Source organism: Aestuariivirga sp., assembly GCF_965227715.1.
Lineage (GTDB): Bacteria > Pseudomonadota > Alphaproteobacteria > Rhizobiales > Aestuariivirgaceae > Aestuariivirga.
In genome coordinates, this window is the sequence record NZ_OZ245771.1 from 1612023 (window position 1) to 1634193 (window position 22171).

Annotated in this window: 18 protein-coding genes and 1 pseudogene; 7 read left to right on the plus strand and 12 right to left on the minus strand. The window is 62.7% G+C overall.

What is annotated here, in order from left to right:
• The first annotated feature begins 27 nt into the window (after positions 1–27).
• Positions 28–1659, plus strand: a complete 1632-nt coding sequence (locus ACO06F_RS07690) for an FAD-dependent oxidoreductase (protein WP_421696102.1) — start codon at positions 28–30, stop codon at positions 1657–1659.
• 42 nt (positions 1660–1701) lie between these two features.
• Here the strand turns inward: ACO06F_RS07690 and ACO06F_RS07695 are convergent, their stop codons facing one another.
• Both ACO06F_RS07695 and xsc read right to left on the minus strand, forming a co-directional pair.
• Entirely contained in the window at positions 1702–2445 is a 744-nt protein-coding gene (locus tag ACO06F_RS07695; RefSeq protein WP_421696103.1) for a hypothetical protein, read from the minus strand.
• 72 nt (positions 2446–2517) lie between these two features.
• Positions 2518–4293 (minus strand): sulfoacetaldehyde acetyltransferase, encoded by a 1776-nt coding sequence (gene xsc / locus ACO06F_RS07700; RefSeq protein WP_421696104.1) that lies wholly within the window; start codon positions 4291–4293, stop codon positions 2518–2520.
• A 255-nt stretch (positions 4294–4548) separates the two neighbouring features.
• Between xsc and ACO06F_RS07705 the strand changes: the two genes are divergently transcribed.
• Positions 4549–5175 (plus strand): tetratricopeptide repeat protein, encoded by a 627-nt coding sequence (locus tag ACO06F_RS07705; protein WP_421696105.1) that lies wholly within the window; start codon positions 4549–4551, stop codon positions 5173–5175.
• Between the two features lie 116 nt (positions 5176–5291).
• On the opposite strand, the gene ACO06F_RS07710 is transcribed toward ACO06F_RS07705, so the two are convergent.
• From ACO06F_RS07710 to ACO06F_RS07735, 6 genes are all read right to left on the minus strand, one after another.
• Entirely contained in the window at positions 5292–6407 is a 1116-nt protein-coding gene (locus ACO06F_RS07710) for a THUMP domain-containing class I SAM-dependent RNA methyltransferase (RefSeq protein ID WP_421696106.1), read from the minus strand.
• 70 nt (positions 6408–6477) lie between these two features.
• Positions 6478–7263: a hypothetical protein gene (locus ACO06F_RS07715; protein WP_421696107.1), complete on the minus strand. Its 786-nt coding sequence runs from the start codon at positions 7261–7263 to the stop codon at positions 6478–6480.
• A 10-nt stretch (positions 7264–7273) separates the two neighbouring features.
• A complete protein-coding gene (locus ACO06F_RS07720) occupies positions 7274–7696 on the minus strand; it encodes a phage holin family protein (RefSeq protein WP_421696108.1) in 423 nt (140 codons plus the stop codon).
• A gap of 9 nt (positions 7697–7705) precedes the next feature.
• Positions 7706–8281 carry a hypothetical protein gene (locus tag ACO06F_RS07725; protein ID WP_421696109.1) on the minus strand — a complete coding sequence of 192 codons (576 nt, stop codon included), beginning with the start codon at positions 8279–8281 and terminating at the stop codon, positions 7706–7708.
• 14 nt (positions 8282–8295) lie between these two features.
• Positions 8296–9234 carry a DUF3618 domain-containing protein gene (locus ACO06F_RS07730; RefSeq protein ID WP_421696110.1) on the minus strand — a complete coding sequence of 313 codons (939 nt, stop codon included), beginning with the start codon at positions 9232–9234 and terminating at the stop codon, positions 8296–8298.
• Positions 9235–9352: 118 nt separating this feature from the next.
• Entirely contained in the window at positions 9353–10108 is a 756-nt protein-coding gene (locus tag ACO06F_RS07735) for a creatininase family protein (protein ID WP_421696111.1), read from the minus strand.
• 99 nt (positions 10109–10207) lie between these two features.
• Here ACO06F_RS07735 and ACO06F_RS07740 point away from each other — a divergent pair, with 99 nt between their 5' ends.
• The 4 genes from ACO06F_RS07740 to ACO06F_RS07755 all read left to right on the plus strand — a co-directional run bounded on the left by ACO06F_RS07740 (position 10208) and on the right by ACO06F_RS07755 (position 15147).
• Entirely contained in the window at positions 10208–11269 is a 1062-nt protein-coding gene (locus tag ACO06F_RS07740) for an ABC transporter ATP-binding protein (RefSeq protein ID WP_421696645.1), read from the plus strand.
• Between the two features lie 179 nt (positions 11270–11448).
• Complete coding sequence (locus ACO06F_RS07745; RefSeq protein ID WP_421696112.1) at positions 11449–13095, plus strand: sugar ABC transporter substrate-binding protein; 1647 nt, start codon at positions 11449–11451, stop codon at positions 13093–13095.
• Between the two features lie 70 nt (positions 13096–13165).
• Positions 13166–14278, plus strand: coding sequence for a carbohydrate ABC transporter permease (locus ACO06F_RS07750; protein ID WP_421696113.1), 1113 nt, complete (start codon positions 13166–13168; stop codon positions 14276–14278).
• Entirely contained in the window at positions 14278–15147 is an 870-nt protein-coding gene (locus ACO06F_RS07755) for a carbohydrate ABC transporter permease (protein WP_421696114.1), read from the plus strand. Before ACO06F_RS07750 ends, ACO06F_RS07755 begins: the two co-directional genes overlap by 1 nt.
• Before the next feature lie 3 nt (positions 15148–15150).
• On the opposite strand, the gene ACO06F_RS07760 is transcribed toward ACO06F_RS07755, so the two are convergent.
• Both ACO06F_RS07760 and ACO06F_RS07765 read right to left on the minus strand, forming a co-directional pair.
• Entirely contained in the window at positions 15151–15342 is a 192-nt protein-coding gene (locus tag ACO06F_RS07760) for a hypothetical protein (protein ID WP_421696115.1), read from the minus strand.
• A gap of 6 nt (positions 15343–15348) precedes the next feature.
• Positions 15349–18804 carry an indolepyruvate ferredoxin oxidoreductase family protein gene (locus tag ACO06F_RS07765; protein ID WP_421696116.1) on the minus strand — a complete coding sequence of 1152 codons (3456 nt, stop codon included), beginning with the start codon at positions 18802–18804 and terminating at the stop codon, positions 15349–15351.
• On the opposite strand from ACO06F_RS07765, the gene chrA reads away from it, so the two are divergent.
• Positions 18803–20083 carry a chromate efflux transporter gene (gene chrA, locus ACO06F_RS07770; protein WP_421696117.1) on the plus strand — a complete coding sequence of 427 codons (1281 nt, stop codon included), beginning with the start codon at positions 18803–18805 and terminating at the stop codon, positions 20081–20083. The two genes, ACO06F_RS07765 and chrA, sit on opposite strands and share 2 nt — an antisense overlap.
• 23 nt (positions 20084–20106) lie before the next feature.
• On the opposite strand, the pseudogene ACO06F_RS07775 reads toward chrA, so the two are convergent.
• Positions 20107–21308: pseudogene (locus tag ACO06F_RS07775) on the minus strand (acyl-CoA dehydrogenase family protein).
• A gap of 14 nt (positions 21309–21322) precedes the next feature.
• Positions 21323–22105 (minus strand): SDR family NAD(P)-dependent oxidoreductase, encoded by a 783-nt coding sequence (locus ACO06F_RS07780; RefSeq protein WP_421696118.1) that lies wholly within the window; start codon positions 22103–22105, stop codon positions 21323–21325.
• Positions 22106–22171: the final 66 nt, after the last annotated feature.

Consider the following 22171-nt stretch of genomic DNA (forward strand, 5'->3'; position numbering starts at 1 on the left):
TGCCGCCGCTCCCCACAGGAGGGTTCAATGTCGAGCACCGATAGCCGTGACCATCAGCGATTTCCCACCCTCACCCGCGATCAGATTGCGGTCGCCCGACGCTTCGCCAGCGGGGCTGAGGCACAGTTCGCACCGGGCGAGACCATCTTCGCCATCGGCGCCACCGGCGTTGCAGCGTGGCTTGTGACCGAGGGCTCCCTCGAGGTTTACCGGCGCGACGGCTTAAGCCGGGAGGCACCCGTGGTCACGCATCAGGCCGGGCAGTTCAGCGGCGAAGTGAACCAGCTTGCCGGGCGGCCCTCGCTTGCCGGCGGCCGCGCAGGCCCGCGCGGCTGCACCGCAATGCCATTCGATCCGCCACATCTGCGGGCCCTTATGGTGGGGTCGGCCGATGTGGGCGAGGTGGTCATGCGCGCGCTCATTCTGCGGCGTGTCGGCCTCATCGCGGAAGGTGGCGCAGGGACAATCCTGATCGGCGTGCCCGGCAGTTCCGACGTCGTGCGGCTGCAGGGTTTCCTGACCAGAAGCGGATATCCCAATCTGGTTCTGGACGCGCATGCCGATGATGAGGGACGCACCCTGATCGAACGCACCGGCGTGCTGCCGGACCAGCTTCCGCTGGTGGTCTGCCCCAATGGCACGATCCTGCGGCATCCCGGAAATGTGGAACTCGCCGCCTGCCTGGGCATCACACCAACGCTCGATCCGGCGAAGATCTATGACGTCGCAGTGGTCGGTGCGGGCCCTTCCGGTTTGGCAACCGCCGTCTACGCCGCATCGGAAGGGCTATCCATTGTGGTGCTCGATGCGCAGGCGATGGGCGGGCAGGCCGGCGCCTCCGCGCGGATCGAAAACTATCTGGGATTTCCAACCGGCATATCGGGCCAGGCCCTCGCCGGCCGCGCTTTCAACCAGGCGCTCAAATTCGGTGCGGAAGTTGCCATTCCAATCGGCGTCGACCGTCTTGATTGCGGCTCAGGGCAGCTGGCTCTGGAGCTGAGCAATGGGCAACGCCTTCGCGCACGCTCCGTGGTCATTGCGTCAGGCGCGCGCTATCGCCGGCCCGATGTTCCGAACCTCGCGGCGCTGGAGGGCGCAGGGATCCACTATTGGGCATCCCCGATCGAAGCCAGTCTCTGCGCGGGCGAAGAGATTGTGCTGGTGGGCGGCGGCAATTCGGCAGGCCAGGCGGTGGTTTTCCTTGCGCCTCATGTCAAGCGCCTGCACCTCGTGGTCCGCCGGCCGCTGACGGAAACCATGTCGCAATATCTGATCGACCGGATCGCCGCCCTGCCCAATGTCGAAGTGCATGGCGGAAGCGAAATCGCGGAGATAGAGGGCGATGCGGCAAGTGGCCTCTCTGGCGTAACGCTCCGTCACATGAGCAGCGGTGCACTGGATCACCGTCCCGTGCGCCACCTGTTTCTTCTCATTGGAGCAGACCCCAATGCCGATTGGGCCAAGGATTGCATTGCCACTGATGCCAAGGGCTTCGTCATCACGGGCCAGACGGGCTTGCCACTTGAGACCAATGTGCCGGGCGTGTTTGCGATTGGCGATGTTCGCGCGGGTTCGACGAAGCGCGTGGCGGCAGCCGTGGGCGAGGGCGCGGCCGTCGTGTCGCAAATTCACGCTCTGCTCGCTGACATCAGCCGATAGCCAAACAAGGGAGCGGGACAGGCCTCTCGGCGATGTCTCGCTCTAGTTCATCGTCGCCGCTGTTTGCTTTCCGGTGCAGACGGGCGGCAAATCCTTGTTGCCGAACCATAACTCAAACGTATTGGGCCGTACTTTCTTGGCGCCGTCCCAGCGGTTGGAGAGGTTGACGACCTCGATATCGAAGCCCAGGCCTCGCAGCCAGTTGGCGACGACCTCCGCCTTCGGCACGTCCTCGTCCTTCATGGCACGGATTTCATTCACCTTGCCGTCCCATTTGGCGAGCGCAATGGATGGCACGGTGATCATCGCCTGGTCATTATCCTTCAATGACGTCAACAGCTTGGAGAAACAGGCCCGCTGCTGCTCGTTCATCACCGTCACGAATACGCGGGAGGGCAGCCGCTCCACCGCCTCGGTGAAAACCGCCTGCACACTCTCATTGACCTGCGCTGCCTTGGTCAGCGCCCGCTCCATCGCGCCCAGAAGCTGCGGGTCGGACGAATTATTGGCATATTCCAGCTGCGCCGCCACGAATTCCACCGGCACCTTGTCGTTCTTCAGGAGATACTCGAACATCGCCACGCCATACTTCTGGCGCTCCGGCTTGTCGTCGCTCACGAGATCGATCATCGTCTTGAGATCATTCACGTTCTGCTGCCAGCGCGTGTAATAGAGGCCCATGCCTGCAATGGTGAGCGGGATCATGATGGTGGCGGTCATCTGGATCATCAGGTCGCGCCAGGCCTTGGCGCGCGCCTTGATTTCAGACGTTTTCTCGGAAGTCATGGTGAACGTCCCCGTTGGTCACGAGGGCTCTCAAGACCAAGCCATTGCAGCAAAAGCGTGACGGGACGGAGTTTACACGCTTTGCGGCCGCATGTCCTTCGCGTCAATCCCTGCAACCGCCACTGGCTTCTTCATCGCATCACGCCGGAAGGGCTCGCCAAGCTCTTGATTGATAAGAGCTTCGATGAGCGTGGTCTTGCCGTGCTTCATCTGATCGTCAATCGCCTTGGCAAGTGCGTCGCGCAGCTCGTCCATGGTGCGGGCGATGACGCTGTTAAGTCCGCAGGCCTTGGCGATCCCCGCATAGGAGACGTCCGTATCCAGTTCAGTGCCGACGAAGTTATCGTCATACCACAGGGTGGAATTGCGCTTTTCAGCACCCCACTGGTAATTCCGGAACACGACCATGGTGATCGCAGGCCATTCCTTGCGGCCGATCGCGGTCAGTTCGGTGACGGCGATACCGAAGGCACCATCGCCTGAGAAGCCGACGACGGGCGTACCGGGGCAGGCGATCTTGGCGCCGACGACTGAGGGAAGACCATAGCCGCAGGGCCCAAAAAGCCCTGGCGCCAGGTACTTACGCCCCGCTTCGAAGGTCGGGTAGGCATTGCCGATCGCGCAATTATTGCCGATGTCGGATGAGATGATCGCCTCCTTCGGCAGTGCTGCCTGGATGGCGCGCCACGCCATGCGTGGGCTCATCCAGTCGGGCTTGGCTTTGCGGGCGCGTTCATTCCAGCTGGTGCCCGGGTCGTCATCCTCGTGGTCCATGGAGGAAAGCTGCTGGGCCCAGCGGGCTTTGGTGTTTGCAATCAAGTTCTTGCGCTCCTCACGGCCGGCGTCGCCAGCGGATGGGGAGAGCTTCGCCAAGATGCTTTCGGCCACTTTTTTGGCGTCGCCGGCGATGCCGACGGTGGCCTTTTTGGTGAGTCCGATGCGATTTGGGTTGATGTCAACCTGGATGACCTTGGCCTCCTTTGGCCAGTAGTCGAGGCCATAGCCGGGAAGCGTGGAGAAGGGGTTGAGGCGGGTGCCCAGAGCCAGCACCACATCCGCCTGGCGGATCAGCTCCATCGCCGCCTTGGAGCCATTGTATCCCAAGGGGCCTGCAAAGAGCGGGTGCGAGCCGGGGAAGGCATCATTGTGCTGGTAGCCCACACAGACCGGGGCGGTGAGGCGCTCCGCCAGGGCTGCCGCGGCCGGAATGGCATTGCCAAGTACCACGCCGGCGCCATTGAGAATCACCGGAAATTTGGCTTCCGACAGGAGCTTGGCCGCAGCCGCAATCGCGTCTTCGCCGCCTGAGGGCCGCTCGAAGGCAACAACTGCCGGAAGCTCGATGTCGATCACCTGCGTCCAGTAATCGCGCGGCATGTTGATTTGGGCGGGGGCCGAGAGGCGCTTGGCATTCATGATCACGCGGTTCAGCACTTCCGCCACGCGGGAGGCGTCGCGCACCTCTTCCTGGTAGCCCACCATGTCCTTGAAAAGGGCCATTTGCTCGACTTCCTGGAAGCCGCCCTGGCCGATCGTCTTGTTGGCGGCCTGGGGGGTGACCAGTAGCAGCGGGGTGTGGTTCCAGTAGGCGGTTTTGACTGCAGTCACGAAATTGGTGATGCCCGGTCCGTTCTGGGCGATCATCATGGACATCTTGCCGGACGCGCGGGTGAAGCCATCCGCCATCATGCCGCCCGAGCCCTCATGCGCGCAGTCCCAGAAACTGATGCCGGCCTTGGGGAAGAGGTCCGAAATCGGCATGAAGGCGGAGCCGATGATGCCGAAGGCATGTTCGATGCCATGCATCTGGAGAACCTTGACGAAAGCCTCTTCGGTGGTCATGCGCATGGGTCAGTCATCCTCGCGAAATCTGTTGCCGTCTGGTGGATTGCGGGTTTCTAGCCCGTAGCCTGTGCCCGAGGCTAGAACCAGTGGAGCAGGACACCCGGGTCCACAACCGGGGCTTTCTCTTAGCTCCTCCGGCGCTCGTGCAGAATGGGCGAAGAACCGCCTATTGCCCTCCCCTGCACCCTGCCGTAGAGGTGGAGTGGTATTCACACCGCCTGGCACCTTGCCGGCGGCGGATCTGGAAAGGAGCCTTTCATGACCTTCAATCTGCGCGCCGGGGCGCTTGCACTGGGCCTCATCCTGGCCGCCAGCGGCACAGCCTGGGCCGACGCCTATCAGGACGGCATGAAAGCCTTCGGCAGCGAGGATTACGCAAAGGCACTCTCGCTCCTCCTGCCCTATGCCAAGGACGGCAACGCGGAAGCGGCCTATCTGATCGGCGAAATGTACGGACCCAGAAGCTGGGGCCAGAAGGGCGAAAATCGCAATGGCGTCGAGCAAGACAATGCGAAGGCCATCATGTGGTGGGGCGAAGCCGCCAAGAAAGGCAATTCCGACGCCCAGCTGAAACTTGGCTGGTGGCTGATGAAGGGCCAGGGCATCGTCAAGCAGGACGAGGCGGCCGGTATGAATTGGCTGCTGATGGCGGCAAACCAGGGCGAGCCCCAGGCGCAGTATGAGGTCGGTATCGGCTATTGGAAGGGCCGCGGCGTGAAGCCGGATCCGATCGCCGCCTATATGTGGCTCGATCTCTGCTCCGGCGAGCCCGGATTCGACAATGCCGCAACCTACCGCGATCAGCTCGCCAAGAGCATGACGCCAGAGCAGGTGACGCAGGCCAAACTGATGGTGCAGGCCTTCACACCCAAGCGCAGCAACTGATTGGTTTTTTGACATGAGAATGCATGACTTCACGGCCAAGCACTACGTTGTGGCCACAATCATCATCCTCGCCGCGGTTGGCGCCTTTGCGCTGAGCTGGTCCTGAGGCTGGAAGCTCAGGCCAGCTTTTCCGTGCGGTAGAGCGTCACCTTCAGGCCGCCATGCAGAACGGGCCCGGTTGGCGTCAGAAACGGCAGGCCGGTGGCCTTGGCCAGAGATGGTTCGGTGGTCACAAGTCCCACGCGCCATCCTGAGAACCTCGTGCGCAGCACCTCGCCCAAAGCCCCATAGAGCGCAAAGAGCGGCTTCTTGTCGCCAATGCGCGTTCCATAGGGCGGATTGACGATGACGAGACCTGGCGGTCCTTCGGGCGGCGCTGTCTCGCTCACCGACTGGCAGATGAAGCTGGTGAAGGCCGAAACGCCCGCGCGTTCGGCATTGGCCTTTGCCATGCGGATGGCGCCTTCATCCCTGTCGCTCCCGTGGAAGCGGACAGCTGGCACATGGGTTTTGGCGCTCCCCCGCATTTTTTCCCATTGAGCGGGATCGAAGGATAAGAGCTTCTCGAAGGCGAAATGGCGGCTTCGCCCCGGATTGAGTCCAGCTGCGATTTCAGCCGCTTCGAGGATGAAGGTGCCCGATCCGCACATCGGGTCGAGAACGGGTTCTTGACCTGTAAAATCGCATTGCTGAAGAAACAGGGCGGCGAGCGTTTCCCGGATGGGCGCCTTGCCCACACCTTCCTTGTGGCCGCGCTTGTGGAGCGACTGGCCGGAAGTATCCACACTGATGGTGCACAGATCATCCTCGATGCGGGCCTTGATGACGAGATCCGCCTCCGCCGTCACGACCGCACCCAGCTCTTCCGAAATTGCCCGCGCAATGCGCTGCGATGCGGCCTCCGAGTGATAGATGCGAGACCGCGTGCAGCTGACTTCGACGGCGACTGGAACGTCCTTCCGCAGAAAATCCCCCCACGGAAACTTGCGTGCCCGCTTGTCCAGCTGCGCCAGATGCATTGCGCGGAACGATCCGATCCGGGCCAGAACATGCCCGCAACCGCGCAGTTCGAGATTGGCGCGCCATACCTCCAGCCAGCCACCCGCCGAGATCACCCCGCCGGGCACCTGCCGGACAACCCTGAACGCCCGCCTCCGCGCCTCATCCGCAAGAGCGGATTCGAGGCCTGGCGGGGCCATGAAGAAAATTTCGAATTCTGAGGAGGAGGTCATTCCCCCGCGCTTATCGTGACAGCGGGGCACGAGCAAGCGCCGCAACGTGCGTTGCGGCGCCGGGGAGTGTTCAGAAGCCTTGGCCGTTTCCGTTTCCAGTGCCGGTGGCGTGCTGGCGAACTTCATCCGCCACGGCGCCCGCGATCTCACGCGCCTGGCCCGTCACCTCGTCGATCTTGCTGCGGGCGGCTTCACCGACCTTGCCCAGGGTTTCGCGTTCGGTGGAGGAAAGCGGCAGCGACGCAGCAATCCCTGCGCCCAGCGCCAGGCCGGCAACGCCCAGCGCCAGCGGATAGCGCTCCAACATGTCCTGCATGCTGCCGCGATAGGAGGAGACAGCTGCGCCCACACCGTATCCCGTGGCGCTCTCATCATCCCCCATGCCATCCGCCACGTTGGCGTTCCGATATTCCGAGTTTGCATCCACACCGCGAACGCTGCCGCTGACATACTCGCCCAGGCGGCCTGCAGCATCGCCGACCGTTTCAGCGACGTTTGAAGCAGTTGATGCAACAGTTGAGGCAACGCTGTTGCCCATGCGGGAGGCTGCATGGGTCGTCCCCTTCGCCATGCTGCCTGCTCCAGACGCCACATTGCGGAGCAGTGCACCGCCGCCCCTTGCCGCAGAAAGGGGCGAACCGTTGCCGCCCATAAATAGCCACAACGCGCCCATTCCAATCAAGGCAGCCGACATCGGATTTTCGCGCACGGCGTCCGTCACAGTTCCGAGAATATCGCTGCTTGCACCCCGTGTGCGATTTTGCTCGCTATAGCGTTCCTGGCCATAGCGTTCACGCCCATAGCGTTGCTGGCGAAAGCCGCGCTCGGCGAATTCATTGGTTTCCTGATAAGTCATGGTCAGTTCCTCACATCCGTTCTTTCAATGTCGCGGCGTCACGGTTGAGCTGGTTCATGGTACGGTTTGGAATCAGTGCCTCAGCTTTCAGCCGATCAAGACCAATCTTTACGAGGGCGGCGGCAATCACGAAGCCGATGATGGCGGTGACAAGATAGGCGAGCGAGGCCGCAAGCCCCATTTCGACCATCAGTGCGGCGAGCGCCAGCATCAGAATGAAGAGGCTGGGCAAGGCAAATGCCGCTGCAACCCCAAGCATCGCTCCGCCACGCAGCACCTGCTTGGCCTTGTCGGAGACTTCGGCGCGGGCGAGAGCCATTTCGTTGCGCACCAGCCGGGAAAACTGCTGCAGCGCATCCGAAATCAGTTCCGAAACCGGTCTGCCATCGGCGGAGCGTTCGCCTGCGGGTCTGTCATCATATGCCGATGCCATGGCTGATCCTCACAGTTCCTGCATGCCGCGGGGCGGGGCGGACATGCTCGCGACCGGAGGCGCACCATAGCGGCCCTGGTCAGCGGACTGCCCGCCGGCCCAGGCATTGTTGCTGCCATTGCCAGTTGCGCCGGAGCCACCCGTAGAGCCCGCGCCCGAGGCGCTGCTGCGCAAGAACCGCACGGCGGCAAATCCTGCGATGAAGCTAAGACCCAGGAAAGCGGTGGGCTGGCGGCGGGCAAAGGATTGTACATCTGAGAACATCTGCCCAACATCGCGGCGGCGGAGCGAGTCTGACATGGTCGCCATCTGGTCAGCAGCATAGCGGATGTATTCAGCGGCTTGCGGAATCCGATCCTCGAATTCATCTGCCGCGCGGCGGACGGAATCGGCAACGTCGCCCACAAAATCAGCTCCTGCGACTTTCTGGCGGTCCGCAGTGTCAATCAGCTTTTCGCCGGCTTGAGAAGCCATGCGCTTCACGCCGCTCGAAATTTCCTCCGTACCCGGTAGACCGCTTGGCGAGCGCTGCTGGTTTTCAGCGCCGGGGGAGAAGGAGGAGGAAGAGTGATTGTCGTTGTTCATGTTCGTTCTCCAGATTATCGGGTTGGGGAGGCCGGGGATTGGCTGGTGACGGCTTCAACCGCTTCTCGCGCCGTATCCACTGCGGCACGCGCCGTCCGGCGTGCGGAATCGGGCGTCAACCCATCCTCGCCGAACTCCGTTGATGCCGAGTCATAGATTTCCTGGGCAGCAGTTTTGGCGTGATCGAGCCCCTCTGCGGCCACGTCCTTCGTGCGCCGCTTCAACTCGTCGCTGCTCTCGCCCAGCACGCGGTTTTCCTGGCGGGACAGCGGCACAGCAGAGGCCACGAGACTTCCAACCGCGAAGGCGATGCCGCCCACAAGCACCGGATGACGCTCAACGACATCACGTGCATTGTCCACCGCGCGGGCATAGCCTTCCGTGACCTGGTCTGAAACATTCGCCGCCCGTTCACGGCCGCTCTCATAGGTTTCCGACAGGACGCTCGACGCACGGGCAACTGTATCCGACGCGGCATTGCGAACCGCCTCAACCGCATCATGGGTCCTGGCGGCGGCCTGACTGCCCAGGTCGGAGGCCTTCTCCTTGATATCTGTTACTGTATCGGCAGCAGCCGCTTTCAGGCCGCCGCTTCCGCCCAGCTCATATTCATCTTCGTAACGTGCGCTATGGGAGCGGCCCTTCCGGGATGAAATTGCAAGGCCAGCACCGATCAGGAGCAACGGGGCCGGCATGCGGCCGAGCATGCGCCACAGCGGATAGGCAAGCCCGGCGGCCACTGCCACGGCCTGGAGCGGATTTTCGCGGAACCTGTTTTCGATCGTGTCCAGCATGTGCTGGCCGGTGTCGCGCGCATAGTTCCGCACATCGGCCTTGAGGGCGTCAGGCGAGACACGGTTGGTGAGCGCATCCACTGTCTGAGCGAGTTCAGAGCGCGTGGCCTCTGCCTGACGCTCGAGGTCTGACAAGGATTGATTATGGGTTGCAGCCATCAATTTCCCCAATGCTGTTCAGTGCTGATGGGGCTTCAACTCAATGCCCTGACCTTCGTTCCCCATGACAAAAGAGAATGATGCACAATTGGGCCAACCGGCTACAATTTGGCGTAGGTCAGCCGCTCCGCTGGGGCAGATCGAGCACGCTGCGCATGTGGGCGAGGATCAGGTCCCTTCCCTGCTCGCCGGTTTCGCGCGAGGCTCTTGCAGCACTGGCCGTGTACCAGCGGGCACCATCAAGTGCCGACATGTCGACGGCCTCGGGGCACATGGCGAGCATGAGAGAGGTTTCGCCCTCGCCCGCATGATCGAAGGGATATTGCCCGATCGTTTCCCTGGTCATCAGCGGATGGATCTTGATCCAGTTGAAAGGGTCTTGCCCGCCCGCTTGCTTGGCATAATAATCCGCCATCTTGTTGTCGCCCCACCAGCCTTCACCACGCGACTTTTCCAGAAACGCGAAGATCGCCTGGCGGGCGCCAAATTTGAAGGCGAGGTCCGTCGGCATGCCGGTGGCGAAATTCTCCGTCTGATGATGAATGAAGGCATGGATGTTGCGGAAGCCGATGCGCAGCAGGCTTGTAAACAGTTCGCGCGCAAACGGATGAAGCGTGGAGGAGTCCACTTGCACGCTGCCCGTTCCCTCCGGCGGTTCGACGGCATAGCTGGCGGCGCCATAGTAGAACGGCGGCAGGACCACGATTTCCGTTTCCCGGGACAGGAGATCGAGGGCTGAGGTGACGGCGAGCGTATCCATGCCGACGGCCATGTGCTCCCCATGATACTCCAGAACGCCGAGCGGCAGGACCACTGGCACGTTCGCTTCGATTGCCGCCCGGATCTGGCGGGGGAGCATCATCTCGTAACGCATCGGGCATTCCTCACGAGGCCCTCGACGGGCTTAAAAACCTGCCCTACTCTCCGCCCGCGGCAAAGGGGGCGCAAGACCCCGCATATGAAGGGGGAACGTGTGGCCTCGGTTGAAATCGTTGACGTGCGCAAGAGCTATGGTGACCAGAAGGTGATCCATGGCGTGTCCATTCCCATCTCCGATGGTGAATTCGTGGCACTGGTCGGCCCCTCGGGATGCGGCAAGTCCACGCTTCTGCGCATGATCGCGGGGCTTGAGGAGATCAGCGGCGGCGACATCCGGATTGGTGACAAGGTGGTGAACGGCCTGCCGCCCAAGGACCGGGACATTGCCATGGTGTTCCAGAACTATGCGCTTTATCCGCACAAGACAGTGGCCGAGAACATGGGCTTCGCGCTCAAGCTGCGCAAAACACCCAAAGCCGAGATTGATGCACGGGTAAAGCGCGCCGCCGAAATTCTGGATCTCCTGCCCTATCTCAAGCGCTATCCGCGGCAGCTCTCCGGCGGGCAGCGGCAGCGCGTGGCCATGGGCCGCGCCATTGTGCGCGCGCCGCAGGTGTTTCTGTTCGACGAGCCGCTGTCCAACCTTGATGCCAAGCTGCGCGTTCAGATGCGCGCCGAAATCAAGGAACTGCACCAGCGCCTGAAGACCACCACCATCTATGTGACGCATGACCAGGTGGAAGCCATGACCATGGCTGACAAGATCGTGGTGCTGCATGATGGCATTGTGGAGCAGATGGGCTCTCCGCTCGAGCTTTATGACCGGCCGGCCAATCTCTTCGTCGCGGGCTTCATCGGCTCTCCCGCCATGAACATGTTCAAGGGCACGATCCGGGCGGGCGATCCGCCCTGGTTCGAGATGACGGATGGCACGCGCCTGCCGCTCGCCCGCGTTCCTGCGGGGTATGACGGGCGCGAAGCCGTTTATGGCATACGACCCGAGCACCTGACGCTTGGCGGCGCACTCGCCCCGCTGGTGACGGTGATCGAGCCCACGGGTGCCGAGACCCAGGTGATTGCGCGCTTCGCGGGGGAGAAGATTACGGGTGTGTTTCGAGAGCGTGTGGCGGTGAAGCCGGGTGAACCGATTGCGATGTCGCCGGAGCTTTCGCTCGTCCATCTCTTTGATGCAAAAACCGGCAGCCGCATCGTCTGACGCCTTGTGCGGCGCACATATTGCATCGCACGACAAGTTGGCTGGGTGCTGGCGTTTCGTCCGTGCACTTCGTTGACATTGCAGACGGGTGTTGCATAGTCGGCGCAGCGTTCAGCAAGAGGCAAGAACCTCAATCATCCCATCACAAGATCGGACGCCCACAGGGAGGACCCAGGAACATGAAAGTCGAACTCTATAATCTGATGATGAGCCGCCGCGGCATGCTGAAGAGCGCTGCGGGCGCTGCTGCACTTGCTGCCGTGGGCGGTCCGTCCATGGGTGTCAGCACCGCCTTTGCGCAGGATGACATCCGTGCCGCCATCCTGAAAATACCGGGCGTTGGCAAGGGCCAGCCGACCGATGCCGATTGGCAGAAGGTGGGCGAGATGTGCCTGGGCCCGACCAAGCAGAATGTGCAGGAGGGCGAGTTCAAGGGTGTCGAGCTGTCCTTCATGGGGCTCAATAACCAGAACGTCCACAACGTTCTCTTCCGTGGCCTGTCCAAGGCCTGGGCGGATTACACCGGCGCCACCATCAACTGGATCGACCTGGCGCAGGCTGATTATAACGCGCGCCTCCAGCAGTCGATCGCGACGGGCACGGTGGACTTCGATGTCATCGAAATGGGTGCTCCCTTCGAGGGCGACGTCTGCGGCAAGGGCCTCGCTTCGGTGATGCCGGACTGGGTCGCCAAGCAGATCGAGATGGATGATTACGTCGGCTACCTCAAGGCGCCCGTCGGCACCTGGGATGGCAAGACCTACCGCGTCTCCTGCGATGGCGACTGCCATAACTTCAATTACCGCTCGGACGTGTTCTCGGATGCAGGCCTTGCGGAAGAGTGGAAGAAGGCTGGCGGCGAAGGTGACTGGGCCGAGCCCCGCACCTGGCAGCAGGTCAATGCCGCCACCAAATTTCTGAAGGGCAAGCAGCTCGAGGGCCAGGATCTCTACGGCTATCTTGACCCGGCCAAGGGCTGGGGCGGCTTCGGCTTCTACTTCCTGGGCTCGCGCGCCACGGCTTACGTGAAGCACCCCGACAGCAAGGCCTTCCTGTTCGAACCGGACACGATGAAGCCGATGGTCAACAACCCGGGCTGGGTGCGCGCCATTCAGGACGTGCTCGATTGCCTGCCGTCGGAGCCCGCCGACCAGCTCAACGCTGACCCGGGCACCACGGGCTTCCAGCAGTTCCTCGCCGGCACGGGCTCCATGCTCTCCTGGTGGGGTGACATCGGCTCGAACGTCAACACCAATGACTCGTCCGTCATCCAGGGCAAGACGGCCTTCGACATCCTTCCCGGATCGCCGGACGTCTATAACCACACGGCCGGCAAGTGGGAGACGCTCGCGTCGGGCCCGAACTTCGCGCCGAACATGGCCTATATCGGCTGGGGCATCTATGTGATGGCCCGTGTCGATGCCGACCCGAAGAAGCAGAAGGCGGCGTGGTCGCTTGCAGCTCACCTCGGCGGCAAGGACATCTCGCTGTGGATGGCCGCCTATCCGTCCGGCTTCCAGCCCTACCGCCAGAGCCACTTCAACATTCCGGAGTGGGTGACGGCGGGCTATGATGAGAAGTTCATCTCGAACTATCTCGCCTCGCAGTCCAACTCCTACAACCACCCCAATGCCGCGATCGAGCCGCGCATTCCCGGCATCTTCCAGTACTACTCGGTTGCCGAGGATGAGCTGGCCAAGATCTATGCCGGCCAGATGACGGCGCAAGCCGGTGCGGACAACATCGCCGCGGCCTGGGAGAAGATCACGGACCAGCTGGGCCGCGACAACCAGATCAAGCTCTACAAGTCATCGCTCGGCATGTGAGCGGAAACGTCCGGGCCGGCGGCGTCATGCTGCCGGCCCATTTCTTTTGCGAAGGGTTCTCCCCGTTGCCATGACCGCCGCTTCCACCGCCGCACAAAGCCGCGAGGCCATCTCCGCAGCCTCGGGCCTTGCCCGGCAGCGGCTGGGCCGCTTGGTGATCCGGCTATCGACCCTGCTTCTCGGCCTCATCATTCTGCTGCAGGCGCTTTATGCAGCGGGCTGGACGGGCATCGGCTTCACCAACTGGCAGCCGGTTCTCATCGCCTATGTGCTGTGGAGTGCCGCGCTGTGCTGGGGCCTGATCCTGCGGGATGGCGAGGCAGGCTGGCGCGCCGTGTTCGTGCTGCCGGCCATTCTGTTCACGCTGGCGCTGGTGATTTTCCCCACCGTTTTCGGCTTCTTCATCGCCTTTAGCGACTGGAACCTGCAATCGGCCAATGGCCGCCAGTTCAACGGCCTCGCCAATCTCCGTCAGCTCTGGGCGGACCCCTATTTCTGGAACGCGCTCGGCAACATGGTCTTCTACGTGGCAACCGTGATCGTGCAATATGCGATCGCCTTCGGCCTGGCGCTATTGCTCAACGCAGACATCAAGGCGCAGAAATTCTTCCGCGTGTCCTTCCTCCTGCCCTTCATGCTGTCTCCCGTGGCGGTGAGCTGGATGATCGGCAAATCCATGCTGGAATACCGCTTTGGCCCCGTCACCAATCTGCTGCGCAAGCTTGGCTGGGAGAACCCTTCGCTCCTCACCTCGCCCTGGCTCGCCAAGACGACCATCGCGCTGATGGATGCCTGGGTGTGGATCCCCTTCATGATGATCATGATCCTGGCCGGGCTTCAGGCCCTGTCCAAGGAGGTGCAAGAGGCTGCCAAGGTCGATGGCGCCACGGGCTGGCAAGGCTTCTGGCAGATCACCTTCCCGCTGATGCTGCCGGTCTCCATGACGACCATCGTCTTACGCGTGATCTTCCAGCTGAAGCTTGCGGATATCGTGATCAACACCACCTCCGGCGGGCCCGGCGGCGCCACCGACACGATTTCGAGCTTCATCTTCCGCGAATACAAGGACCGCTCGAACGTCGGCTATGGCACGATGGTGGCGGAGGTCTATCTGATCCTGATCATCATCTTCATCGCGCTCCTGCTGTGGGCCACCAACCGCTTCATGCAGAGGCACAGCTGATGCCGCGCACGCTGAACCGCATCCTGGTTTATACCGCACTCTTCATTTGGACGGTGATTGCGCTGTTCCCGATCTACTGGACCTTCTCCACCACCTTCAAGGTGGCGAAGGACGTGCAGATGAGCCACATCATTCCCTGGGTGGATTTCACGCCGAACTGGCTGGGCCTGCGCGCCATTGGCCTTTCGCCCGATACCATCTTCACCGACTCAACCCCGCGTGCTGAATTCGTCAAGCGCTTCTGGAATTCGATCCAGGCCTCCGTCGGCGCTTCCTTGCTGGCGCTGGTCTTGGGCTCAATGGCCGCTTATGGATTGAGCCGCTTCTCGTATCATTGGAAGATCTGGAAGAACCGGGACATCTCATTCTTCTTCCTGTCACAGCTCATCCTGCCGCCTGTCGTTCTCGCCATGCCCTTCCTCGTCCTCTACAAGGAGCTGGCGCTGCTCGACTCGATGATTGGCCTCATCCTCATTTACACGCTGTCGGTGCTGCCAATCGTCATCTGGATCATGAAGGACCAGTTCGACACGATACCGCAGGAGCTTGAACAGGCCGCCCTCGTCGATGGCTGCTCGATCTGGAGCGCCTTCTTCCTGATCATCCTGCCCATCGCACTTCCCGGCATGGTGGCGGCCTTCATCCTCTCCGTCATCCTGTGCTGGAACGAATACTTCTTCGCGGCCCTCCTCACCAGCACCAGCGCCAAGACGCTGCCGGTGATGGTGGCAAGCCAGACGGGATCGCAAGGGATCAGCTGGTGGTCCATGGCCGCCCTGGCCTCCGCCGCCATCCTGCCGCTCATCATCATCGGCGTGTTCCTGGAACGCTATATCGTGAAGGGGCTGACGACGGGTTCGGTGAAGTAGACGCTAGAGCGGCGCACGTTCAACTGAGATCAGGTTACAACGCGCATCGTCATGCCAGCGCAGGCTGGCATCCCGCTTTGATTGCCGCACATGTTGACGCGAAGCTGGCCCCCAGCCTTCGCTGGGGTGACGGAACGGATCGAGCGTAAATCCGCCAGTGACCTCACTCGACCGTACGATGCGCCAGTCGAGCATTGTAACCTACTCCGCCGCCTGCTTCGTCAGCGGTGCCTGCAATTGCGCGAGCAACTCCACTTCACGTCCCTTGGCCTTGGCGGCGTTCGCTTCCTTCACATGGCCGAAGCCGCGGATCATATCCGGCAGCGCGGCAAGCTCCAGCGCTATCGTGGATCGCGCGCGGGCGGGATCGGCAATCAGCTGTTCGATGGTGGCGCGATAGTCGGCAATGAGCTGGCGCTCCATGCGCCGTTCCGCCGTTCCGCCGAAGATGTCGAAGGCCGTGCCGCGCAGGCGTTTGGCCTTGGCGAGCAGGCGGAAGCCCATCATCATCCAGGGTCCGAACGCCGTCTTGAGCGGACGGCCCGTGAAGGGATCCTTCCGCCCGAGGATCGGGGGTGCGAGGTGGAAGGTGAGCTTGACGTTACCGGAGAACTGCTTGGCGAGATCTGCCGCGAAGCTCCCATCCGTATAAAGGCGCGCCACCTCATACTCATCCTTATAGGCCATCAGCTTGAAGAGGCTCTTCGCCACCACCAGCGCCAGTGGTTCGGACACAGCCCGGACCTTTGCGACGAAGGCCAGATAGGTTTCAGCATAGGCCCGGTCCTGATAGGCAGTGAGCGCCTCAACGCGCCGTGCCAGAACATCATCCAGCGTGTCGGGCTTTGGTTCGGCCCTCGCGCCGATCACGGCCTGAACGGCCTTTTCATCGGCAGCCGCGCGCCGTCCCCACGTGAAGGCGGCGAGGTTCATTTTGAGCGACACGCCATTGAGTGTCACCGCCTGCTCGATCGCCTCCCGCGAGACAGGCACAAGACCCTTCTGCCACGCATACCCAAGCGTGAACAGATTGGCGGCGATGGAATCGCCCATCAGCCGCGTGGCAATGCCGGTGGCATCAATGGCGGACAGGCCGCCCTGCCTCACGGCAGCGGCTATGCGCAAGGTCAGGGCTGCACCCTGCACATCAAAATCAGCATTGTGGGTGAAGTTCGCCGGCATCACCTCATGGCTGTTGATGACGGCGAAGGTCTTCTGCCGGGACGCCGCCGCGAGGATGCGCTCTGAGGCGCTGGTGACGAGATCGCAGCCAAGGATCAGATCCGCATGGCCTTGCGCCACGCGCACCGCCGCAATGTCCTCAGGCCGGGCGCCGATCTTGAGGTGGGTGACGACAGCGCCATTCTTCTGCGAGATGCCCACCATATCGATGAGCGCAGCGCCCTTGCCCTCAATATGCGCCGCCATGCCGAGGATGTGGCCGATGGTGACCACGCCTGTGCCACCAATGCCGCTCACCAGAATGCTCCACGGCTTGTCGAGTGATGGCAGTGCTGGCTCCGGCAGCGGCGGGAACGGCACCTTGCCGAAATCGATGCCGGGGCCACTGGCGCCCTTCACCAGCTCGCCCCCTTCGACCGTCACGAAGCTGGGGCAGAAGCCCTTGAGGCAGGAGAAATCCTTGTTGCAGCTCGATTGATCGATCTTGCGCTTGCGGCCGAACTCCGTCTCAACCGGCTGGATCGCCACGCAATTCGACTGTACGCCGCAATCCCCGCAGCCCTCGCAGACCAGCTCATTGATGAAGACGCGCTTTGCTGGATCGGGGAACTGCCCCTTCTTGCGGCGGCGGCGCTTTTCGGCTGCACAGGTCTGGTCATAGATGAGGACGGAGACGCCCTTCACCCCCATGAGTTCCGTCTGCACCGCTTGCAGATCGTTGCGGTGGTTGAAGCTCGTTGCCGGCGGAAACGCCGCGCGCGAGGGATATTTCTCCGGCTCATCCGAAACGAGGGCGATGCGCTCCACGCCAATCGCGCGCATCTGTGCGGCGATCTGCTCCACGGTGAGGCCGCCGTCATTTCGCTGGCCGCCCGTCATCGCCACGGCATCGTTGAACAGGATCTTGTAGGTGATTGAAGTTCCCGCACTCACCGCGTGGCGGATGGCCATCAAGCCTGAGTGATTGTAGGTGCCGTCCCCCATGTTCTGGAACACGTGGCCGCGCGTGGAGAAAGGCGCTTCACCCACCCAGTTGGCGCCTTCGCCACCCATGTGGGTGGCGCCTTCCGTCTTGCGGCCGGGCACGAATTGGGCGAGCCAATGGCAGCCGATTCCGGCATAGCCGCGGGCCCCTTCGGGCAGCACTGTTGAAGAATTATGCGGGCAGCCCGCGCAAAAGTAAGGAACGCGGGCGACGAGATCCGCCTGGTTCCGGCCGTTCAGCGGTTCCTGCAGGGAAGCCGCACAGTCAAACGTGGCGCGATCCTGGATGCGGGCGGCGATTGCGAGCGCGATCTGGTTCGGCTCCAGCACGCCATGGGGTGCGAACAGCGTGCGGCCCTGCTCATCCTGCTTGCCGACGACGGCGGGGCGGATTTTCTCCGTATAAAGAATATCCTTCACCTGCGCCTCGATGAGAGAGCGCTTCTCTTCCACCACCATGATGGTTGAGAGGCCCGCGGCGAACTCCCGGATGATCGTCTCCTCGAGCGGCCAGACCATGCCGATCTTGAGCAGGCGGATGCCGAGGCGTGCCGCCTTCACCTCATCGATGCCCAGATCATCAAGGGCCTGGCGAACGTCCAGATAGGCCTTTCCCGCAGCAACAATGCCGAGGGTGGGTTGTTCGCCTCCCCGCATCACCATACGGTTGAAGCCATTGGCGCGGGCGAAGGCCTTGACTGCCGGCAGCTTATGCATGTGCAGCCGCTGTTCCTGCACCACGCGGTCGTCGCTGGGGCGGATCGAGAGGCCGCCCGGCGGAAGCGGCGGTTCGGCGGGCGTCACCGGAATGGCGCGCGCCACGTCCGCATCCACCACGGCGGATGATTCGACCGTGTCATGCACGCATTTGAGGCCGACCCAGACGCCCGCGTAGCGCGACATGGCAAAGCCTAGGAGGCCGAAGTCGATGATCTCCTGCACGCCACCTGGCGCCAGCACGGGGATCATCGCGTCCATCAGTGCCACATCGCTGGCGTGGACGACGGTGGAGGATTCGCCCGAATGATCATCCCCTGCAATCGCCAGAACGCCGCCATGGGGTGAGGTTCCGGCCATGTTGGCGTGGCGGAACACGTCTCCCGTACGGTCAACGCCCGGGCCCTTGCCATACCAGATGGCGAAGACGCCATCATGCTTGCCTTCGCCGCGCATTTCGGCCTGCTGGGTTCCCCAGCAGGCAGTGGCGGCGAGATCCTCATTGAGGCCGGGCTGGAACACGATATTGCGCGGCTCCAAAATACTCTTGGCCGCCTGGAACTGATTGTCGACGGTGCCAACGGGCGAGCCGCGGTAGCCCGAGACATATCCCGCCGTATCGAGGCCCTCCCGCCGGTCCCGCTCGGACTGCATCAGAACAAGGCGAAGAATGGCTTGCGGGCCCGTCATGAACAGGCGTGTGACCGAAAGGTCATAGAAGGCGGCGAGGCTGTGGGTCGACTTGGACATGGGCGCAACTATACTGAAACGCATGGCCGATCCAACCGCTTCCCCTGCAGGGGTCTCATTCTTCGATGCCCTGAAGGTCTGGGGGCGGATCGGGCTCCTCTCCTTTGGTGGCCCCGCCGGGCAGATCGCGCTGATGCACCGCGAGGTGGTGGAAGAGCATAAATGGCTCTCCGAGAAGGAATTTCTCTCGGCCCTGAATTTCTGCATGTTGCTGCCGGGGCCCGAGGCAACCCAGCTTGCCACCTATGCGGGCTGGAAGCTGCATGGCACCAAGGGCGGGCTGGCGGCGGGGCTCCTCTTCGTTTTGCCAGGGGCGCTGGTCGTGCTGGCGCTCTCCATGGTCTACGCCAGCTTTGGCAAGGTTCCGGCCATCGAGGCGTTGTTCTACGGCATCAAGGCAGCGGTGCTGGCCATCGTCATCGAGGCGCTGCTGCGCGTGGCGCGGCGGGCGCTGAAAGCCCGAAGCGACTGGGTCATCGCCGCCCTGGCCTTCCTGGCACTGTTCTGCTTCGGCCTGCCCTTTCCGCTCGTCATCATCGCGGCGGCGGTCTTCGGCTTCTGGCGCGGCAGCGGCGAGGCGCAGGCGCATCATGGCGAACTACCCTCCTGGCGGGCGCTGGCTGGCACCGTTTTACTGGGGGCGGCGATCTGGCTGGTGCCGCTGGCGGCACTGGCGCTGGTGCTGGGTCCTCATCATGTGCTCACGGAACTTGGCGTGTTCTTCGCCAAGCTTGCAGTTGTGACTTTTGGCGGGGCCTATGCCGTGCTGGCCTACATGGCGCAGGCCGCGGTCGAGACCAAGGGCTGGCTCAGCGCCACCGAGATGATGGACGGCCTCGCCCTGGCGGAGACGACGCCGGGGCCGCTGATCCTGGTCACGGAGTTCGTTGGCTATTTCGCGGGGCTGCGCGTGATGGGCTCGGTTTGGGGCGGAATCGCCGGTGCGGCCGTCACGCTGTGGATGACCTTTGCCCCCTGCTTCCTGTGGATCTTCGCGGGCGCGGCTTACATCGAGGCGATCAGCAAACGCCCGAAACTCTCGGGCGCTCTTGCGGCCATCACCGCGGCCGTGGTGGGGGTGATCCTGAACCTTTCCCTCTGGTTTGGGCTTCACCTTCTGTTCGGCCAAGTGCAGCGCGGGACGGGATGGTTCCGCCCCTGGGTGCCGGACTGGGGCCATCTCGATTGGTTCGCGCTGGGTTTAAGCGTGCTGGCCGCAATTGCCCTGCTGCGCTTCCGGCTGGGCATCATCCCTACGCTGATGATCTGCGGGGCGACGGGGGTGGTGTGGAGAATCGTCTAGAGCGTGCCGGATCGCCCCCACCCCTACCCCCAGCTCCAGAAATCATTGCCTTCCTTCGCGAGGCTCCGCGCCAGCACCATCTTGTGGACTTCCGATGCGCCATCCACCAGCTTGGCGCAGCGGGCATAGCGGTAGATCCATTCCAGCACCGTGTCCTTCGAATAGCCGCGCGCGCCGCAGAGCTGGACTCCCACATCGGCCGCACGGTTCAGCGTATCGGCCACGTGGATCTTGGCCATGGAGATTTCCTTCTGCGCCTTCTCCCCCCGGTCCAGCTTCCAGGCGGCATGCATGGTGAGAAGGCGGCCCTTCTCGATCTCGGCGGCAACCTCTCCCAGCATGATCTGCACGCTTTCATGTTCGGCCAGCGTGCTGCCGAAGGCCTTGCGCTCCTTCACATAGGCGTGCGCAATTTCGAGGCAGCGCTTGGCAAGGCCCGTCCAGCGCATGCAATGGGTAAGGCGCGCTGGCCCCAGGCGCATTTGGGTGATGCGCAGTCCGTCGCCTTCTTCCAGCAGCCGGTTTTCTTCGGGAATTTCGAGGCCGTCGAATTCCAGCTCGCAAGTGCCGCCGAGTTCCTCAGGCCCCATGGTCGGCACGCGGCGCAGAATGCGCCAGCCGGCTGGTCCTTGTGGAAGAGGAAGGCGGAGAGGCCGTTGCGCGGGTCATCCGAGGTTCGTGCCATCAGGATGAAGTGCGAAGCACCATCAGCGCCCGAGATGAACCATTTCCGTCCGTACACGGTGTAAGTGCCATCGCGTTTCTGGGCCTTCGTCAGCATCATGCCGCCGGGGTCAGAGCCTGAACCGGGGGCAGGCTCCGTCATCACGAAGGCCGAGCGGATTTGGCCATCGATGATGGGCGTCAGCCATTTGTCTTTCATGGCCTCCGTCTTCAGCACCTTGTTGAGGACGTTCATGTTGCCATCATCAGGTGCGGCGCAATTGAAGGCGAGCGGCCCGAAGATCGAGCGGTTCGCCTCTTCGTAGAAGGCCGCCCAGCCCACCATGGGAAGTCCGAGCCCGCCGCGCGCCTCCGGCATCTGCGGCGCCCAGAGGCCCTCTGCCTTCGCCTGCTCACGCAAGGCTGCGAGCACATCGAGCCTTATGTTTTCATGTGCATCAAAATTGGCGCGGTCCGCTTCGAGCGGCATCACATGCGCTTCGACGAAGGCGCGAACCTTCAGGCGCAGCGCTTCAATATGCGGGGGGAGGGAAAAATCCATCGCGCGTTCTTTCTCTAGGAGAGGGCCTGGCCGCCATCAACGGCGATGGCCGCACCCGTCATGAAGCCGGAGGCCCGGCGGGACGCCAGCAGCAGCAATGAGCCGTCAAGATCCGAAGGGTCACCCACGCGGCGCTGCGGGATGCGCTTGATCATCTCCTGGCCCGCGGGGCTTGCAAGATAGGCGTCCGTCATCTCGCTGTGAATGTAACCGGGGCAGATGGCGTTGACGCGAATGCCGTGGCGGGCCCATTCGATGCTCTGTGCCTTGGTCATGTGCAGCACCGCCGCCTTGCTGATGGCATAGCTGGCCGAAGAGACGCCCACCTTTTCCGCCACCAGCGAGGCGATGTTGATGATGCTGCCCGGCGCCTTCCGCGCGATGAGGCGCTGTGCGAAGGCCCGCGCCATGTGCCAGACGCTGTCGACATTGGTGCGCTGCACCGCCTCCCACTGTTCAACCGGTGTGTCGACGATGCGCCCGCCATTGGCGATGCCCGCATTGTTCACCAGCAGCGTGAGGGGTCCGGCAAGACGCTCTGCCGCCTCCAGCGCGGGGTCAATCGAGTCCGTCGCGGTGACATCCAGCGCCAGCGGGAAAATGCCGGGGTTGGCGGCGGCCAGCTCTGACAGCCTGTCCGTCCGGCGCGCGGCGGCCACCACTTTCGCGCCATGGGCGGCCAGAACTTCTGCAAAGCGGCGGCCGAGGCCGGAGGAGGCGCCGGTGACGAGCGCCACCTCGCCCGTCAGGTCAAAAAGCTGTTGTGCGGGCGTCACTTGCTGGTCCGTCTTTGTCATGGATTGGACTTTACCCTCATGTTGGGGGTATCTAGACGCCAAATCAGCTCGACCACAAGGTTCGGA

Excerpts from the sequence above, each read along its gene's own strand:
- ACO06F_RS07755 (WP_421696114.1), top strand. The coding sequence starts at position 14,278 with ATGCCGCGCACGCTGAACCGCATCCTGGTTTATACCGCACTCTTCATT.
- ACO06F_RS07735 (WP_421696111.1), bottom strand. The coding sequence starts at position 10,108 with ATGCGTTACGAGATGATGCTCCCCCGCCAGATCCGGGCGGCAATCGAA.
- ACO06F_RS07730 (WP_421696110.1), bottom strand. The coding sequence starts at position 9,234 with ATGGCTGCAACCCATAATCAATCCTTGTCAGACCTCGAGCGTCAGGCA.
- ACO06F_RS07745 (WP_421696112.1), top strand. The coding sequence starts at position 11,449 with ATGAAAGTCGAACTCTATAATCTGATGATGAGCCGCCGCGGCATGCTG.
- ACO06F_RS07760 (WP_421696115.1), bottom strand. The coding sequence starts at position 15,342 with ATGCTCGACTGGCGCATCGTACGGTCGAGTGAGGTCACTGGCGGATTT.
- ACO06F_RS07780 (WP_421696118.1), bottom strand. The coding sequence starts at position 22,105 with ATGACAAAGACGGACCAGCAAGTGACGCCCGCACAACAGCTTTTTGAC.
- chrA (WP_421696117.1), top strand. The coding sequence starts at position 18,803 with ATGGCCGATCCAACCGCTTCCCCTGCAGGGGTCTCATTCTTCGATGCC.
- xsc (WP_421696104.1), bottom strand. The coding sequence starts at position 4,293 with ATGCGCATGACCACCGAAGAGGCTTTCGTCAAGGTTCTCCAGATGCAT.
- ACO06F_RS07710 (WP_421696106.1), bottom strand. The coding sequence starts at position 6,407 with ATGACCTCCTCCTCAGAATTCGAAATTTTCTTCATGGCCCCGCCAGGC.
- ACO06F_RS07720 (WP_421696108.1), bottom strand. The coding sequence starts at position 7,696 with ATGGCATCGGCATATGATGACAGACCCGCAGGCGAACGCTCCGCCGAT.
- ACO06F_RS07765 (WP_421696116.1), bottom strand. The coding sequence starts at position 18,804 with ATGCGTTTCAGTATAGTTGCGCCCATGTCCAAGTCGACCCACAGCCTC.
- ACO06F_RS07705 (WP_421696105.1), top strand. The coding sequence starts at position 4,549 with ATGACCTTCAATCTGCGCGCCGGGGCGCTTGCACTGGGCCTCATCCTG.
- ACO06F_RS07715 (WP_421696107.1), bottom strand. The coding sequence starts at position 7,263 with ATGACTTATCAGGAAACCAATGAATTCGCCGAGCGCGGCTTTCGCCAG.
- ACO06F_RS07725 (WP_421696109.1), bottom strand. The coding sequence starts at position 8,281 with ATGAACAACGACAATCACTCTTCCTCCTCCTTCTCCCCCGGCGCTGAA.
- ACO06F_RS07690 (WP_421696102.1), top strand. The coding sequence starts at position 28 with ATGTCGAGCACCGATAGCCGTGACCATCAGCGATTTCCCACCCTCACC.
- ACO06F_RS07695 (WP_421696103.1), bottom strand. The coding sequence starts at position 2,445 with ATGACTTCCGAGAAAACGTCTGAAATCAAGGCGCGCGCCAAGGCCTGG.
- ACO06F_RS07750 (WP_421696113.1), top strand. The coding sequence starts at position 13,166 with ATGACCGCCGCTTCCACCGCCGCACAAAGCCGCGAGGCCATCTCCGCA.